The sequence below is a fragment of the Pseudomonas sp. PONIH3 genome (assembly GCF_002934345.1).
GTDB lineage: Bacteria > Pseudomonadota > Gammaproteobacteria > Pseudomonadales > Pseudomonadaceae > Aquipseudomonas > Aquipseudomonas soli.
Genome location: NZ_CP026386.1, coordinates 5,190,837 through 5,207,998 on the forward strand (window position 1 = coordinate 5,190,837; position 17,162 = coordinate 5,207,998).

The 17,162-nt window shown below is 62.2% G+C and carries 15 protein-coding genes; 11 read left to right on the forward strand and 4 right to left on the reverse strand.

All coding sequences use genetic code 11. The features are described from left to right. Positions 1-90 precede the first annotated feature (90 nt). The 5 genes from C3F42_RS24050 to C3F42_RS24070 all read left to right on the forward strand — a co-directional run bounded on the left by C3F42_RS24050 (position 91) and on the right by C3F42_RS24070 (position 4,034). Positions 91-783, forward strand: coding sequence for an OmpA family protein (locus C3F42_RS24050; protein ID WP_038706655.1), 693 nt, complete (start codon positions 91-93; stop codon positions 781-783). 89 nt (positions 784-872) lie between these two features. Next, positions 873-1,592 carry an OmpA family protein gene (locus tag C3F42_RS24055; protein WP_046854473.1) on the forward strand — a complete coding sequence of 240 codons (720 nt, stop codon included), beginning with the start codon at positions 873-875 and terminating at the stop codon, positions 1,590-1,592. Positions 1,593-1,689: 97 nt separating this feature from the next. Continuing rightward, the gene (locus tag C3F42_RS24060; RefSeq protein ID WP_023632547.1) at positions 1,690-1,965 is read left to right on the forward strand and encodes a DUF1145 domain-containing protein; all 276 of its coding nucleotides are present in this window, start codon (positions 1,690-1,692) and stop codon (positions 1,963-1,965) included. Next, a complete protein-coding gene (locus C3F42_RS24065; protein WP_094012389.1) occupies positions 1,958-2,716 on the forward strand; it encodes a hypothetical protein in 759 nt (252 codons plus the stop codon). The genes C3F42_RS24060 and C3F42_RS24065 overlap by 8 nt, the downstream gene beginning before the upstream one ends. Positions 2,717-3,008: 292 nt before the next feature. Further along, the gene (locus C3F42_RS24070) at positions 3,009-4,034 is read left to right on the forward strand and encodes an IS110 family transposase (RefSeq protein ID WP_102685495.1); all 1,026 of its coding nucleotides are present in this window, start codon (positions 3,009-3,011) and stop codon (positions 4,032-4,034) included. A 699-nt stretch (positions 4,035-4,733) separates the two neighbouring features. Here C3F42_RS24070 and istB read toward each other — a convergent pair. Both istB and istA read right to left on the reverse strand, forming a co-directional pair. Next, positions 4,734-5,474 carry an IS21-like element helper ATPase IstB gene (gene istB / locus C3F42_RS24075; RefSeq protein ID WP_064491510.1) on the reverse strand — a complete coding sequence of 247 codons (741 nt, stop codon included), beginning with the start codon at positions 5,472-5,474 and terminating at the stop codon, positions 4,734-4,736. After that, positions 5,471-6,991, reverse strand: a complete 1,521-nt coding sequence (istA, locus tag C3F42_RS24080; RefSeq protein ID WP_081273177.1) for an IS21 family transposase — start codon at positions 6,989-6,991, stop codon at positions 5,471-5,473. Before istA ends, istB begins: the two co-directional genes overlap by 4 nt. A gap of 408 nt (positions 6,992-7,399) precedes the next feature. Between istA and C3F42_RS24085 the strand changes: the two genes are divergently transcribed. After that, a protein-coding gene (locus C3F42_RS24085; RefSeq protein ID WP_104444999.1) for an IS3 family transposase occupies positions 7,400-8,763 on the forward strand; the annotation gives its coding sequence in 2 pieces (ribosomal slippage) (positions 7,400-7,865 and positions 7,865-8,763; 1,365 coding nt in all). Positions 8,764-8,885: 122 nt separating this feature from the next. Here the strand turns inward: C3F42_RS24085 and C3F42_RS24090 are convergent. Continuing rightward, positions 8,886-9,350, reverse strand: a complete 465-nt coding sequence (locus C3F42_RS24090; protein WP_046854476.1) for a CopD family protein — start codon at positions 9,348-9,350, stop codon at positions 8,886-8,888. 98 nt (positions 9,351-9,448) lie between these two features. On the opposite strand from C3F42_RS24090, the gene dinG reads away from it, so the two are divergent. The 5 genes from dinG to pdxH all read left to right on the forward strand — a co-directional run bounded on the left by dinG (position 9,449) and on the right by pdxH (position 16,877). Further along, positions 9,449-11,593 (forward strand): ATP-dependent DNA helicase DinG, encoded by a 2,145-nt coding sequence (gene dinG, locus C3F42_RS24095; RefSeq protein WP_046854477.1) that lies wholly within the window; start codon positions 9,449-9,451, stop codon positions 11,591-11,593. Positions 11,594-11,674: 81 nt separating this feature from the next. After that, positions 11,675-13,891, forward strand: coding sequence for a beta-galactosidase (locus tag C3F42_RS24100; protein ID WP_104445000.1), 2,217 nt, complete (start codon positions 11,675-11,677; stop codon positions 13,889-13,891). A 97-nt stretch (positions 13,892-13,988) separates the two neighbouring features. Further along, a complete protein-coding gene (locus C3F42_RS24105; RefSeq protein WP_038706650.1) occupies positions 13,989-15,134 on the forward strand; it encodes an EstA family serine hydrolase in 1,146 nt (381 codons plus the stop codon). Between the two features lie 99 nt (positions 15,135-15,233). Then, positions 15,234-16,211, forward strand: coding sequence for an OmpA family protein (locus C3F42_RS24110; protein ID WP_104445001.1), 978 nt, complete (start codon positions 15,234-15,236; stop codon positions 16,209-16,211). A gap of 18 nt (positions 16,212-16,229) precedes the next feature. Continuing rightward, complete coding sequence (gene pdxH / locus C3F42_RS24115) at positions 16,230-16,877, forward strand: pyridoxamine 5'-phosphate oxidase (protein ID WP_094012564.1); 648 nt, start codon at positions 16,230-16,232, stop codon at positions 16,875-16,877. 30 nt (positions 16,878-16,907) lie between these two features. Here pdxH and C3F42_RS24120 read toward each other — a convergent pair whose 3' ends face one another. Then, positions 16,908-17,138, reverse strand: coding sequence for a hypothetical protein (locus tag C3F42_RS24120; RefSeq protein WP_031316816.1), 231 nt, complete (start codon positions 17,136-17,138; stop codon positions 16,908-16,910). Between the last annotated feature and the right edge of the window lie 24 nt (positions 17,139-17,162).

Below are 17,162 nucleotides of genomic sequence, written 5' to 3' on the forward strand. Positions count from 1 at the left end.
GCGTGGCTTATTGTTGGCAGAGCGGGAAGCGCCGGTCTTTACTCCCAGAGCATCGGTTTTCTACCGATTCCCCCTAGGAGAAGCAACAAGATGAGCATAGTACGCACAGCGATACCCCTGGTTTTGCTCACCAGTGTGTTGACTGGTTGTGCAGGTTTGCAGAAAACCGACTGGCCGAAGTGTGCTGCCGTCGGGGGCGTTGGCGGCGCGGCCCTGGGCGCGATCGAGAGCTCCAGCTGGGCTGGCTGGGGCGCCTTGCTCGGTGGCGGCCTGGCGGCGGGTTACTGCTGGGCCCATGGTGACGGTGACGAAGACGGCGATGGCGTCCCGGACAGCCGCGACAAGTGCCCGGGCACCCCGCGCGGCGTGCAGGTCGACGCCAATGGCTGCCCGCCGGAGCCGGCGCCGGTGGTCGAGGAGGTCGTGGTACAGAAGGAAGAAGTCATCGTCATCCGTGACGTGCATTTCGAGTTTGACTCGGCACGCCTGACGGCCACCGACAAAGAGCGCCTGAACACCATCGCCACGCGCCTCAAGCAGGAAGCCCCGAGCGCGCGACTGAGCGTTTCCGGTCACACCGACAGCGTTGGCTCCGACAGCTACAACCAGAAGCTCTCTGAGCGCCGCGCCCAGTCGGTGACCAACTACCTGGTCGAAAGCGGTGTACCGCGCGCCAGCTTCGTCTCGGTGGTGGGGGCGGGTGAAACGCAGCCGGTCGCCGACAACGCCACCGCCGATGGGCGTGCCATGAACCGTCGAACCGAGATCAAGATCCAGCGTTGACGGCGATGTGCCCGCGCCTTGAGAAGTGGCGTGGGCACGTCTTTACTCCTGTGTGACCGGTAGCGGCCGGTGACACAGGAGCATTCACCATGCGTGTATTGTCGAAAGCGGCACTGCCGTTGGTGGTGGCCACGAGCCTGCTGGCAGGCTGCGCCACCCACAGCGATGGCAGCGCGCCCCTCAATCAAAGGACATGGCCCATCTGCAGCCTGCTTGGCGGTTTGGTCGGTGGCGGCCTGGGCGCCATCGAAAGTTCCAGCTGGGCGGCTGGTGCCGGCGTTGCCGGTGCGATTGCCGGTGGGTTGATTTGTTATGCCCAGGATGGCGACGAGGATGGCGATGGCGTTTTCGACCGCCGCGACCGTTGCCCGGATACCCCGGCTGGTACCCAGGTCAACCATATGGGCTGCCCGTTGCCGCAATATCCAGCCACCGCACCGCAGCCAGAGCCTGCGGCGACCCCAGAGGTGATCACGCTGGATGATCAGGGCCAGGTGCTGTTCGCCTTCGACTCCGCCGAACTCACCCAGGGTGCCCAGCAGCGCCTGCAGGGCTTGCTGCCCAAGCTCAACGATCCCAGTGTGGCCAGTGTCAAGGTGATCGGTTTCACTGACAGCGTGGGCTCCGACAGTTACAACCAACGCCTGTCCGAGCGCCGTGCCAGCGGTGTTGCGGAGTACCTGATCAGCCAGGGCCTGGCGCCGAACAAGGTGACCAGCCAGGGCCGTGGCGAGAGTGAGCCGGTGGCTGACAACGACACCGACGAAGGTCGCTCGCGCAACCGACGGGTGGAACTCCACCTGAACTGACCCCTCTGGCGCATGCCCCGGCAGTAGGGTTACTGTTGCCGACGCGGTCCGCTCGAACGAACCGCTTCGGCATAACAATAAATCATGGGGGCGGGGTATGAAGTTCATCCTGGGCCTGGGCAAGGCTCTGACGGTGGCATTCTGGGGTGTGGTGCTGTTCAACCAGTTCATGCCGCAGCCATTGCCGCTCAATCTGCTGATCAATGCCGCAGGTATCGTCGTGCTGTCGCTGCATGTGCTCGAGGTGCTGTTCTTCAACGGCAGCCTGCGCGGGCGCAGCCACCGCTGGTTCGACCGCCTGCAGATTCTGTTGACCGGCATCTTCCATGTCATGTCCATTCCCCGGTCGCAGGAGGCGCCGAGCCATGCGTAAACTGATTTTGCTGGCTGTAATGGCTACACCCTTGGCCCAGGCCGAAAGCCTGGAGGTTGCTCCCCATTCCATGCTGCGACTGCCGAACAAGGCGGCTAGCGTGCATCTGGAGCACCTGCGGGTGGCCGACTCGGCGACCTTGTTGCTACCAGCCAGCCTTACCGAACTGAAGATCGACCGGCTCGAACTGGGGCGCGATGCGCGCATCGCCATCGCGCCGGCCGAGCGCGACCTGCGCATCGAGGCGTTGACGGCTCGGCTGGGCGAGGGTAGCGAATTCAGTGCGCCAGGGGCGCCCGGAAGCTACGAGCGGCCCGCGCGGCCGGGGCGTAACCTGGATCTGCGGCTGCAGGCGTTGGAGGCGGAGCGGCTATCGATCGACGCCCGGGGCGGGGCTGGGGCGCCGGGGTATGTCGGGCTCGACGGCGCCAATGGCAAGCCGGGGGGCTGCACCTGGGGGCAGGCCAGTCGTGGGGCGAATGGTGATGATGGTGGCAACGGGCATGATGGGGCTCCCGGTGGGCGAGTTCGTCTGGCGGTGCCTGAAGGGTTTGCGCAGGAGCGGATTGTGGTGCGGCTTGATGGTGGTGCGCCTGGTAAGGCGGGGGCTGCGGGGAAGGCCGGGGCGGGTGGGGTCAGTAAGGGGTGTCTGGTTTATCGGACCGATGCGGGGGGGAATGGGCGGCCTGGGCAGGCCGGGCAGCCTGGGTTGGCTGGGGCCTCGGGGGAGTTGATTCTTCAGCGGCTTTGAGTTTTTCTGGGGTAGTGTTGTTTGGTTGTTTGGTTGTTTGGCTGTTTGGCTGTTTGGCTGTTTGGTTGTTTGGTTGTTTGGTTGTTTGGTTGTTTGGTTGTTTGGTTGTTTGGTTGTTTGGTTGTTTGGTTAGTTGGCTAGTTGGTGTTGAAAGTTGTATGCGCATTCATTTGCGATGTCGACGCTTATTCACCTTTCCGCCCTTACGGCGGCTTACTTAATGAGATGGTCACCCCGGCACCCTGCGAGGCGTACGCTTTCGCAGGGTGTTTTTTCTTCGGAGACCGTCATCATGAACAACGTGACACTGATCGGCATCGACATCGGCAAACATGTCTTCCACCTGCATGCCCAAGACAAGTTCGGCAAAGAGGTATCGCGCAAGAAGTGTTCAAGGCCGCAGATGATGCGGTTTCTGGCCAATCATCCTCTTTGCACGGTGGTGATGGAGGCCTGTGCCGGCTCGCACTGCCTGGCCCGAGAAATCAAAGCGATGGGGCATGAAGCCAAGCTGATCTCTCCCCAGTTCGTTAGGCCTTTCGTCAAGAGCAACAAAAACGACTTCGTTGATGCGCAAGCCATCTGCGAAGCCGCTTCCCGACCTTCCATGCGCTTTGTGACGCCAAAATCGCCTGAGCAGCAAACACTCTCTGTTTCTCATCGGATGCGTGAGTCATTGATCCGCGACCGAACCAAGACGGTGAACCAGATGCATGGGTTCCTGCTCGAGTTCGGTGTGAGCCTGCCGACCGGACTGGCGGTAATCAAACGCCTCGCTTCAGTGCTTGAAGAGCACGACCTGCCTGTACGTCTCGTTGCACTGCTGCAGCGCCTGCATGAGCATTTCGTCTACCTGAGCGAGCAGATCAAGGTGTTGGACGAAGAGCTGGCGAGCCAGCTGGCTGACGATGATCTAGGTAGCCGTTTGCTGACTATCCCGTGTGTCGGGCCGATCACCGCCAGCCTGCTGGCTGTGGAAATGGGTGACGCGCAGCAATACGGCAGTAGCCGGGACTTTGCTGCCTCTGTAGGTCTGGTGCCCCGCCAGTACAGCACTGGTGGTAGGCCAGCTTTGCTGGGGATCAGCAAGCGCGGCGACAAGAACCTTCGACGCTTGTTGGTGCAGTGCGCACGGGTTTACCTGATGCGTTTGAAGTACCAGAAAGGCCCATTGGCCGATTGGGTGTGTTCACTGCTCGCGCGACGTCACTCCAATGTGGTGGCCTGCGCGTTGGCCAACAAACTGGCACGCATTGCGTGGGCCATTACCACTCGGCATACGCAATACAAAACGGAGCCAGACGCCATGAACGCCTGACCCCGTAGTGCTGCACCGTGTTTCACCATCAGGTTTTGCGATAGCTGAACAACAGATGAAATAAACGGCCGATCGGCCTGGCGATGATCCTGAACGACCAATTGGCTCTTGGAAGCCGCTTACTTTATTAGGATCGCCAGGCGCGAATGCTCATCGTGGCGCGGGATACGAGCCCAATAGACGCCGGATAGATTGAAGCAAGCCATCCATTCCATCTGATGAACAGTATTGCAAAAAATGGGGTGACCATAGATTGGTCTTGGCCAAAGTAAGCAAAGCCGTTGCGCTCCATTCATCCGGCCCTCCGCTTCGCTCCGGGTTCCCTCACTCCGGCCTTGCTCCCGGGAGGACCGCGCTGAACGCCCCATCCTGGGGCGCAGCGCTTGACGGGCATCCATGCCCGTCACCTCCCTCCGCAAGACCTCCGTTCGGCCTCCTGAAGTCGCGAAGTTACGGGCGGCGCCTGCACTAACGCAGCTAGTCGCTAGTTGCCATCGTGGGAACTCTAGATCAACATCGCGGGGCAATGAAGAACAACATTACAGCCACTAACAAAACCAACATATCTGCTCTTGATCTGCTCTTGATCTGCTCTTGATCTGCTCTTGATCTTGCTTCTAAGTGCGCGATAGTTCAGGTGTCAATGGCCATTAATTTTGACCCACTTTTGGCCAATAGAATTGACCCACTTGCTCACCGCTAACCGCCGGTTTTCTGCTTCAAACGATAGCTCTCACCTCCCAGCATAAAGATGTGTGAATGGTGGATCACGCGGTCGATGATGGGCACGGCCACGTTGTCGTCATGGAAGAACTCGCCCCAGCTGGTGAAGTCCTTGTTGGTGGTCAGGATGACCGAGCGGTACTCGTACAGGTTGTTGATTAACTGGAACAGGTTGTACCGGGCTTGGCGCGTCATCGGCAGGTAGCCCAGCTCATCGATGATCAGCACGTCGTATTTGCTCAGCTGATTAAGGCGCTTCTTCAGCTCGCCCTTCATTTCCGCCAGCTCCAGATCCTCGACCAACGCCAGAGCCGTGCGGAACAGCACCTTGTAGCCCGCCTGAACCGCCTTGTGGCCAATCCCAATGGCCAAGTGGGTCTTGCCCACACCCGGTGGTCCGATGAACACCAGGTTGTCGCGGTTGTCGATAAAGCTGAAGTCCAGCAAGGTGCTGACCTGGCGCTTGGTGATGGTGGTCTGGTGCCGGTAATCGAAGGCCTCCAGATGCTTCTCCGAGGGGAACTGCGCCTGCTTGAGGTTGCGGCTTACGCGGCTACTGGAGCGGGCGTTAAGCTCATGCTCGACCAGTGACTGGGCGAAGCTCAGGTAGGACAGTTCATTGGCTTCGGCTCTGGCCAGCAGGGTGGCCAGCTCACCCGCGGTCGCGCTGAGGCGCAGGCTTCGGTACTGCGCGATAGTGCTGTCGAGCAGGCTCATTGGGTCACCCCGTGGCCAGTCGACTGGCCAATGCGGGCATAAGCGTTCAGGTCGGCGTGACTAACCTGGCTACCGGCCTCTGGCGCATAGTCATGGTCGCCGATGATCCGGCCCCGCGCCTTGGCTTGCTGCCATGCTTCGAGGTAGCGCTTGAGCCCGGTGGCGGTCAGTTCACTGCGCTCGCACAACTCGCCGAGCAACGCCGTATCAACCGGCGCATGGGCCATGAGCAGGTCGCGTGCAGCAACCAGCTGATCCTTGTAGATACGCGGCGAAGTACGCTTGAGCAGTTGGCACAGGGTTGCCCCAAGGGCATCGGGCAGGATCGAGTCGATGCCGCGCTCCAGGTCGGTAATGCGCTGGGCATGGTCTCGGTAATGGTTGTTGTTCTTGATCATCCGGCCCTTGGCCTTGCACAGGTCATGGGTGGCTATGAGTTCACCGCTCTCCAGGTCATGGATCAGCAACTGGTTGTCCTGTGCGCTGACACCGACACGGGCTTGCTGCCAGGCCATGGGTACCGAGTACTTGTTGGCCTGCCATGAGATCAAGCCGGTCTTGTCGACCTTGCGGGTCTCCCTTGTCGGCGCCACGTGCAGCAGGTTCTGCGGGACGAGATAGGGCTTGAGCTGACTACGCTCCAGTGCCTCGAAATGCGCTCTTGGATGCTGCCCCGTCGTGCCGTGCACGCGTGCGTTGGCGACAGTCTCGAGCCAATCATTCAGGTGCTGTCGGACGGCGGCCTCGTCCTGGAAGTGCTCGCCGTAGAAGCAGTCACGCTTGACGTACTTGACCCCGGCCTCCACCTTGCCCTTGCTCTCCGGGTCATAGCCCTCGCAGGCATGGATGCGGTACCCGACGGTAGTCGCATACTGGTGGAAGCGCTGGTTCAGCGTCAGCTCACGGTACTGCTCGTTGATCACCACCATCTTGGTCTGATCGTAGATGCACTCCTCGGTGACGCCGCCGAAGTAGCGGAAGGCCTCGTCGTGCATCTGGATAAACCGTTCGGTATCCAGCGGCCGGAAGTTCAGACCGACATACATCAGCCGTGAACAGGACAGCACAAACACCACAAAATGAACGACACGCTCCAGGCCGCCAATCATGACGCCTCGCAGCTCACCGGGGTCGACCTGACACTGCACGCCAGGCACTGACTCAACGACCGGCTCGTAATAGCGCAACTGGCCACTGGCAACCTGCTGCTTGAGCGCTTGCACATAGCGGCGAATGCTCCGGTCTGACACCGCCAGCTCGGTGGTGCGCTCCCTCAGGCGACGGGCCAGCTTGACTGCGCTCAGGGCTGGAAACTGACCCAACTGATTAATCAGATAATCGCGGTGCTCGTCGAGCACCTTGGTGCGTGAAGGGTCAGCAATGGTAGCGCTGATCTGCATCTCATCCAGGTGGAGATACTTGCGTACGGTGTTCCGGGAAATCCCCAGCTCACGACTGATGGCACGGACCGACAGGCCTCGGCCCTGGTCATACAACCCCTTGATCTTGTGAATCACAACCCACTCCTTCAATGATCTGTCCCCGGCCTGTGCATAAGGCGGGTGACGCTACATGGTCGGTGGCCAATGCCACTATGGGTGGGTCAAAATTGTTGGCCAGAGGTGGGTCAGTTTAATTGGCCATTAACATCAGGCGACACAAGTTGCGACTTCAGGAGGCCGAGTGGAGTTCTTGCGTAGTGGGGCGACGGCCATGGATGGCCGTCGAGCGCTGCGCCCCAGGATGGGGCGTACAGCGCGGTACCCACGGGAGCAAGAACGGAGCGAGGGAACCCCGGAGCGAAGCGTAGGGGCCGTATGAACGGAGCCGAACGGTTTTGCCTACTTTTGTCAAGACAAAAGTAGGTCGCCCGTTGAACTGACCCCCGAAAGTTGGACACCTGATCCCCAACCGGAGGGTGTTCCATGACGAAATACAACCTGGCACTCAAGCAGATACTCATCGAAGAGTGCCTTTCTGCCCGCAGTGTTCATGAGGTGGCGCTCAAGCATGACCTGAGTCCATCGCTGTTACGCCGCTGGGTAAAGGGCTACGAGCAACACGGTGCAGCCGGTTTGATTGCCAAGTACAGCCACTACGACGCGCAGTTCAAATTGAAGGTTTTGCAGTGCATTGAGCAAGACGGACTGTCCGCTCAGCAAGCTTGCGTGCAGTTTGATATCCGCGGCCCGAGTAGCATCAGGCAATGGAAAAGGTTGTACGATAAAGGCGGAGTAGAAGCCCTTCACCCGCGCCGTACCCGAGAGTTCAGCATGCCCCGCAAACCATCAAAACAGTCCAGCACAAGCCCGCCCACTCCAACGGACAGCGAGCTGACACCAAAGCAAATGCTCGAAGAGCTGGAATACCTGCGCGCGGAGAATGCTTATCTAAAAAAGCTCAATGCCTTGATCCAAGCGGACCCTCGAACTGCGCAGGCAAGAAAACGCAGGCTATCCAAGGATTGAGGCGCGGGCATCGACTTGCTCTGCTGCTACGTGCTGCAGGGCTGGCACGCAGTACCTTTTATTACCAAAGCAAAGTGCTGGTGGCTGACAAGCATGCTGCTCTCAAAGAGCGCATCAACAGCCTCTATCACGGAAATAAGGGGCGGTATGGCTATCGTCGCATCACTGCGGCCCTCGGGCACAATGGCGAGGTGGTCAACCACAAGAAGGTGCAGCGACTGATGCAGTTGATGGACCTCAAATCTCTGGTAAAAGTTAAGAAATATCGCTCGTACCGAGGCTCCGAGGGGGTTGTTGCATCTGATCTACTCAAACGCAAATTCAAGGCAGAAGCCCCCAATCAGAAATGGGCAACCGACGTGACAGAGTTCAAGGTAAAGGGGCAGAAGCTGTTTCTCTCGCCTGTGATGGACCTGTACAACGGCGAGATCCTTGCTTATCAGATCAACCGGCGTCCTGAGTTCAAGATGGTTTCGACAATGCTGGAGCAAGCCTTCGAGCGGCTGAATCCAGGTGACACACCGATACTGCATTCCGATCAAGGCTGGCAGTATCAACAGCCAACTTACCGGCATATGCTGGCTGGGAAGAATATCGAGCAGAGCATGTCGCGTAAGGGCAATTGCCTGGACAACGCCGCCATGGAAAGCTTTTTCGGCACGCTCAAGAGCGAGTTTTTTTACCTGGAGTCGTTTGAGAGTGTTGAGCAACTGGCATCAGGACTAGAGGATTACATCGCCTACTACAACCAAGAACGCATCAGTCTCAGACTGAATGGCTTGAGTCCGGTAGAATTCCGAACCCAAGCGCTGGCCGCATAGCGCTACCTGTCCAACTTTCGGGGGTCAGTTCACGTAAAGGCGAAAGGGTGACTAAATGTCGATATCGTCTACGAATGTGCTTACAACTACCAAAAAAATCTCTCAAGCCAAACCCAAACCCCTCAAACCAAAACCCGCGAACTTGCCACCCCCACCACTAACACCCCAATCAACAAATTAACCCCAACCAACCGCCGAATCCGCCCCAACACCCCAGCCCCCGAAGCCCAATCCCCAGCCTCCACCGCCGCACGCAGCTCAGGCAACAACAACCCCTGAACCCGCATGAACAACGCAAACATGACAATCCCCCCGCCAATCATCACCTGCACATAACGAGGCGCGGTCTCGAACCCGGCAAACCGCAGGTGGATCATGCCGACCCCGCTGACAGCCAGCACCGCCACCGCCAGCCAGACCCATCTGAAGAACCGCTGGAAAACCTCCACCCACAATCGCAGCCGCGCAGGCCCCTCCAGCGCTGCAACCGTGGCCGGCCGCAGCACCAGCCAGGCGAAGAACATCCCGCCGACCCAGACGAGGGCGGCCAGGACATGCAAGGTGTAGGGCAGGGCAAAGGCAAGCATCCGGATCTCCATGCGGCACAAAGGGCAATAGCGGGGTATGATAGCCGGCCCATGCGAAACACTGAAAATATATCCAGCCCTCCGGGCGCCTGCAGACCATGATCAGCAACGAACTCAAAGCCACCATCCAGGGCGCCTACTCGCGTTTCCTCGAAGCCAAAAGCCTCAAGCCGCGTTACGGCCAGCGCCTGATGATCGCCGAAGTGGCCAAGGTCCTCGGCGATATCGCCAGCGACGATGAAGGCCGCCGTGCCGGCGAGCCCGCGGTGGTTGCCGTCGAGGCCGGTACCGGTACCGGCAAGACCGTCGCCTACAGCCTGGCCGCGATCCCCGCCGCCAAGGCCGCCGGCAAGCGCCTGGTGATCGCCACCGCGACTGTGGCGCTGCAGGAGCAGATCGTCTTCAAGGACCTGCCCGACCTGATGCGCAACAGCGGGCTGAACTTCAGCTTCGCCCTGGCCAAGGGCCGTGGCCGTTACCTGTGCCTGTCCAAGCTCGACGTCCTGTTGCAGGAAGGCCACGCCCAGTCGGCCACCGCCCAGCTGTTCGAGGAGGAGGGCTTTCGCATCGAGGTCGACGAGCGCAGCCAGAAGCTGTTCAACAGCATGATCGAGAAGCTCGCCGGCAACCGCTGGGACGGCGATCGCGACAGCTGGTCGGAGGCCATCGAGGACCAGGACTGGGCACGGCTGACCACCGATCACAGCCAATGCACCGGCCGGCACTGTCCCAACTTCCAGCAGTGCGTGTTCTACAAGGCCCGTGAAGGCATGGGCAAGGTCGACGTGATCGTCACCAACCACGACATGGTCCTGGCCGACCTGGCACTTGGCGGTGGCGCCGTGCTGCCCGACCCGCGCGACACAATGTACGTGTTCGACGAAGGCCACCACCTGCCGGACAAGGCCATCGGCCATTTCGCCCATTATTCGCGGCTGCGTTCCACCGCCGACTGGCTGGAGCAGACCGCCAAGAACCTGACCAAACTGCTGGCCCAGCATCCACTGCCGGGCGACCTCGGCAAGTACATCGAGCAGGTGCCGGAGCTGGCCCGCGAGGTGCGTACCCAGCAGCAGTTCATGTTCACCCTGTGCGAGCAGGTGGCGGACTTCCGCGCCGGCGAGGACATGGAAGGTCGCGACCGCCCGCGTTATCGCTTCGAGGGCGGCGTGGTACCGGAGCAGATCCGTGAAGTAGGCATCGAGCTCAAGAAAGGTTTCGCCCGCCTCAACGACCTGTTCACCCGCCTGGCCGACCTGCTCAAGGAAGGCATGGACGGCGAGAACAACATCGGTATCGCCAGCCACCAGGCCGAGGAGTGGTACCCACTGTTCGGCAGCCTGGTGACCCGTGCCCAGGGCAACTGGGAGCTGTGGACCGCCTTTACCGCTGAAGACCCCGAAGACAACCCGCCCATGGCTCGTTGGCTGACCCTGGCCGAAAGCGGCGCGCTGTTCGACATCGAGGTCAACGCCAGCCCCATCCTCGCTGCCGAGATGCTGCGCAAGAGCCTGTGGAACGTCGCCTATGGCGCCCTGGTGACCTCGGCGACGCTCACTGCGCTGGGCAAGTTCGACCGCTTCCGCATGCGTTCGGGCCTGCCACGCGACGCGGTTCAGTGCGTGGTGCCCAGCCCGTTCGTGCATGGTGACGCCGGGCTGCTGCGAGTGCCCGACCTGGGTGCCGATCCGCGCGACGCCACGGCGCACACCGCGGCGATCATTCGCGAGCTGCCAGCCATCGTCGAGGACGCCCGCGGCGCGCTGGTGCTGTTCTCCTCGCGCAAACAGATGCAGGACGTGTTCGACGGCCTGGACCGCGACTGGCGCAAGCTGGTGCTGATCCAGGGCAACCTGTCCAAGCAGGAAACCCTGAACAAGCACAAGGCGCGGGTCGACGACGGCCAACACAGCGTGCTGTTCGGCCTGGCCAGCTTCGCCGAGGGTGTCGACCTGCCGGGCGCCTATTGCGAGCATGTGGTGATCGCCAAGATCCCCTTCGCGGTGCCGGACGATCCGGTCGAGGCCGCGCTGGCCGAATGGATCGAAGCCCGTGGCGGCAATCCGTTCATGGAAATCGCCGTGCCCGACGCCTCGCTGCGCCTGATCCAGGCCTGTGGCCGGCTGCTGCGTACCGAGCAGGACCGTGGCGTGATCACCTTGCTTGACCGCCGTCTGGTCACGCAACGCTATGGCAAGGCTATTCTCAATGCGCTGCCACCTTTCCGACGGGAAATCGGCTGACTGCCGGAGCAACACTCACAACCCGTTGTCCATTACTCGATTGCGAGCCCATGACGGGCTCCGAAGGAGAGCCACCGCCCCATGATCCGCCGCGCCTTGCCTGTCGTGTTCTCCGTGTTGTTCAGTGCGCCTTTGCTGGCCGGGCAGCAGACCCTGTTCAGCTTCGTGCGCCCGGCCTCGGTGGTGAATGTCATCACCCAGGACACCAGCCTGCCGCAGTACAACGCGGAGCAGACAGCCGAAGGCGAGGTGTTGCGGCGCGTGGTGTTCAACCCGGTGGCGCAGCCGACACTGCGCCTCGCGCCGCAGAGCGGGGCGTGGGACTGGTCTGCCGGCCAGGCGCTGACCCTGCGCCTGCAGAGCGGCATGGACTGGGCGCTGACCGTTGATGTGGTGGTGCAAAGCAGCGACGGACGCACGCTCACCAGCCGCATCGACCTGCCGGCCGGGCCTGCGCAGACCGTGATGATACCGCTCAAGGCCCGTTCACCACTGAGCCAGGGCATGCGCGCCGGGCCGCCGATGCCCTGGACCTACGAAGGCCAGCGCCTGCTGCTGGCAAGCAGCGAAGGAGCAGCCGACCTGGCCCAAGTCACCTCGGTCAGCTTGAGCATCCCCGGCCCCAAGGTTGCGCAGAGCCTGTTGATCGAGAAGGTCGGCGTGCAGGATGACGACCAGGCGTTCAAGGCTGCCTACGACCAACTGATCGATGTCTATGGGCAATCGACCCGTGGTCGCTGGCCGGAAAGAATCGTCAACGACGAGCAGCTCAAGGCTGCCGACAGCCGTGAACAGGCACAGCTCAAGGGCTGGCTGGCCGAGCGCGACAAGCTCAAGCTGGATACCTATGGCGGCCTGCTGGAGGGTCCTGCGTTCGAAGCCAAGGGCTTCTTCCGCACCGAGAAACGCGACGGTCGCTGGTACCTGGTGACGCCGGAAGGGCATCCGTTCTATTCGCTCGGCGTCAATGCCGTCGCCGCCGATGGCGGGCGCACCTATGTCGCCGGCCGTGAGGGCATGTTCAAAGCCTTGCCGGGAGAAGGCGACACCCTGAGTGCCTTCTATGGCGAAGGCAACAACGATGACGGCAATGCGTCGTCCCAAGGCCGTGGTTTCAAGCAGGGGCGCTGGTTCGACTTCTACGCGGCCAATCTTCAGCGCACCTACGGCAAGCCTTGCCCGCAGGGAGAGGTGGCGTGCCCGGTGGCGGTGCTGGACGCCCAGCGCTGGCAGACCCATACCCTGGATCGCCTGCAGGCCTGGGGCTTCAATACCCTTGGCAACTGGAGCGATGTGTCGCTCGGGCAAGCCAAGCGCCTGCCGTACACCCTGCCGCTGTCGATCGTCGGTGACTACGCCAGCATCAGCACCGGCATGGACTGGTGGGGGCGCATGCCCGACCCGTTCGACCCGCGTTTCGCCATGGCCACCGAGCGTGCCGTGGCCATTGCTGCCCGGGATCACCGTGACGATCCTTGGCTGATCGGTTACTTCGCCGACAACGAGCTGGCCTGGGCCGCGCCGGGGGACGACCCCAAGGCACGGTATGGCCTGGCCTATGGCACCTTGCGCCTGACCACCGATGTGCCGGCCAAGCGCGCCTTCCTCAAGCAACTGCGCGACAAGTACCGCAACCAGCAGGGGCTGTCGAAGGCCTGGGGTATTGAGCTGACCGCCTGGGAGCTGATGGAAGACCCGGGTTTCGAGGCGCCGTTGCCCAACCCGGAGCATCCGGAAATCGAGCGCGACTACCAGTACTTCCAGCAGGTGTTTGCCGAAACCTATTTCAAGACCATTTCCGACGCGCTGAAATGGCATGCGCCCAACCATCTGCTGCTCGGTGGCCGCTACGCGGTCAGCACCCCCGAGGCGGTGAAGGCCTGCGCCGAGTTCTGTGATGTGCTGAGCTTCAACTTCTATACCTTGAAGCCTGACGACGGCTACGACTTCGCCCGCCTGGCCGAGCTCGACAAGCCGGTGCTGGTCTCGGAGTTCCAGTTCGGCTCGCGCGACCGTGGTCCGTTCTGGCCAGGCCCGCTGGAAGTGGCCCGCGAGGAAGATCGTGGCCCGGCGTATGCCAACTTCCTCAAGGCCGCCATGAATCAGCCGATGATCGTCGGCGCGCACTGGTTCCAGTATCTCGATCAACCCGCCAGTGGGCGCCTGCTCGATGGCGAGAACGGTCATCTTGGCCTGGTCGCTGTCACCGATGTGCCTTATGCGGGGTTCATCGAGGCGGTACGCCGCAGCAACCTGCAAGTCCTTGGGCATTTGCGCACAGCGTTGGACAAGCCGTAGTTCCGGATAACCACCCAGCCATCTTCAGTAGGCAAATCGCCCAACTACTGAAACAATGCACCCCTTTGCAAGCCAGGCAGTAAAGAGAGGTAGTCGGGTGCAGATCCAGGGTCACTATGAGCTGAAGTTCGAGGCGGTGCGCGATGCTTTCGCCGCGTTGTTCGAGGATCCCCAGGAACGTGGTGCCGCGTTGTGCATCCAGGTCGGCGGAGAAACCGTGGTCGACCTGTGGGCCGGCAGTGCCGACAAGGATGGCCGCGAGGCCTGGCACAGCGACACCATCGCCAACCTGTTCTCCTGCACCAAGACCTTTACCGCCGTCACCGCCCTGCAACTGGTGGGCGAGGGCAAGCTCGCCCTCGACGCGCCGGTGGCGCGCTACTGGCCGGAATTCGCCCAGGCCGGCAAGGAGCAAGTCACCCTGCGCCAGCTGCTCAGCCACCGCGCCGGCCTGCCGGCCATCCGCGAGCTGCTGCCGGCCGAAGCCCTGTATGACTGGCAGGCCATGGTCGATGCCCTTGCCGCTGAAACGCCCTGGTGGACGCCCGGCAGCGAGCACGGGTACGCGGCGATCACCTACGGCTGGCTGATTGGCGAATTGATCCGCCGCGCCGATGGTCGTGGTCCGGGCGACTCCATCGTCGCCCGCACCGCCAAGCCGCTGGGCCTGGACTTCCACGTTGGCCTGGCGGATGAAGAGTTCCACCGCGTGGCGCATATCGCCCGCGGCAAGGGCAACCCTGGCGATGCCGCCGCCCAGCGCCTGCTGCAGGTGACGATGCGCGAGCCCGAGGCCTTGTCCACCCGGGCCTTCACCAACCCGCCAGCGATCCTCACCAGCACCAACAAGCCCGAATGGCGGCGCATGCAGCAGCCGGCGGCCAATGGCCATGGCAATGCCCGCAGCCTGGCGGGCTTCTATGCCGGCCTGCTCGACGGCAGCCTGCTCGAATCCGAACTGCTTGACGAACTGACCCGCGAGCACAGCCTGGGCCAGGACCGCACGCTGCTCACCCAGACCCGTTTCGGCCTGGGTTGCATGCTCGACCAGCCGGAGGTGGCCAACGCCACCTTCGGCCTTGGCGCACGTGCCTTCGGTCACCCCGGCGCCGGTGGCTCGGTCGGTTTTGCCGACCCCGAACATGACGTGGCCTTCGGCTTCGTCACCAATACCCTCGGCCCCTACGTGCTGATGGATCCCCGCGCGCAGAAACTGGTGCGGGTGCTTGGCAGTTGCCTTTGATCGGGTAACGCGGGTATTGCCAGTTCCCTTTGACTATCCTCAATGCCAACGCCTGAAGCGTATGGGCAAAATTTCTTTCTATTTCATGGTGTATCGCTGATGTCTTCACATAAAACCTTAGCACTCGCCCTGTGCCTGGCCATGACCGGTTGCGCCAGCCACTCCCCGGACGCCGCAAAGGACGGTGGCCTGAACTGGTGGCCATTTGGTTCGGACAAGGTCGCTGACAAGGAAGTGAAGGAGGCCGTCGTCGAGAACGTGGCCAAGGCCGACGCCAAGTCCGAAAGCGGCAGCCGTTGGTGGTGGCCGTTCGGCAGCGATGAGAAAAAGGACACGGTCGCGGCGGTGCCGAAGATCGACCACAAGGCCACGCAGGCCTGGCTCGACCAGTACGAGCCGAAGGTCCGCGAAGCGATCAAGGGCAGCAAGTTCGAGCTGGAGCGCCGCGAGGATTTGCTGGCGGTGACCATCCCCGTCGACAGCTCCTACAACCCTGATCGCCCGAACATGCTGCTGCCCGCGACCCTTGGCCCGATCACCCAGGTCGCCAAGGTCATCGAGACCGATACCAAGACCGCTGTGCTGATCCTCGGCCACGCCGACACCAGCGGCGCCACGGCCGCCAACCAGAAGCTCAGCCTCGAGCGCGCCGCTTCGGTGTCGGCGATCTTCCGGCTCAGCGGCCTGCAGCGCGACCGCCTGATGCTCAAGGGCATGGGCGCGGTGATGCCGCGTGCCGCCAACGACAGCGCCGAAGGCCGTGCCTTGAACCGCCGTGTCGAACTGCTGCTGACCCCGCAGAACACCATGGTCGCATTGCTCGCCAAGTACCAGCAGGCCGCCCCGGCGCCGGCTCCGGCGGCGATGGTTGCCACCCAGGACGCCAAGGCCCCGGCCGCCAAGCCTGTCGCCAAGGCCGCCGCCAAGCCGGCTGCGAAGAAACCTGCCGCCAAAGCCAAGGCGCCGGTCAAGGCCAGCACCACCGCCAAGAAGAAAGCCGCTGTGGCCAAGCCAGCCGCGAAGAAGGCCGCCACCGACAAGAAAGTCGCCGCCAACAGCCCTGCGAAGACCAACTGATCGTCAAGGAAACGCAGCATGACCCAATCCCTGGCCGATATGCGCCGCGACTACACCCGTGATGGCCTGGCCGAAGCCCAGGCTCCCGGGGAGCCGTTCGCGCTGTTCCACCACTGGTTCGCCGATGCGGTGAAGACCGAGCAGCTACCGGTGGAAGCCAACGCCATGACCCTGGCCACCGTTGATGCCGAGGGGCGTCCGCATTGCCGGGTGTTGCTGCTCAAGGCGCTGGACGCACGCGGTTTTACCTTTTTCACCAACTATGAAAGTGCCAAGGGCCAGCACATTGCGGCCAACCCTTATGCGGCGATGACCTTCTTCTGGCCGGCGCTGGAGCGCCAGGTGCGGATCGAGGGGCGGGTGGAGAAGGTCACGGCCAAGGAGTCGGACGACTATTACCAGGTGCGCCCGCTGGGCAGCCGGTTGGGGGCCTGGGCGTCGCCGCAGAGCCGGGTGATTGCCGATCGCGAGGAGCTGGAAGGCCTGGTCAGGGCTACCGAGGCGCGCTTTTCCGACAGCCAGCCGCATTGCCCGGAGCATTGGGGCGGTTACCGCTTGCTACCCGAGCGCATCGAGTTCTGGCAGGGGCGAGCGAGCCGCTTGCATGACCGCCTGAACTACCGCCTGGTCAATGGCCAGTGGGCGCGCGAGCGCCTGGCGCCCTGACAAGAATGGGGCCGCAACGCGGCCCCATCATCAACGATACCCCGCCGCTTCCCGTTCCAACCACGCCGCCAACTCCTTGCGCCGCACCTTCTCCACCCGCGCCCGCTCCAGCAACTTGAGCATGAAGTCCTGCTTCGCCGGATCCTCCCCGGCCAGCGACAGCGCCAGGTCCCGGTCCATCCAGCGGCGCATGCGCACATACAGCCACCCGTGAAAATACAGCCCGGCGACCGTCACGACGACGACGATGAAGTAATCCATGGCTATCCTTGGTCTCACCTGTAG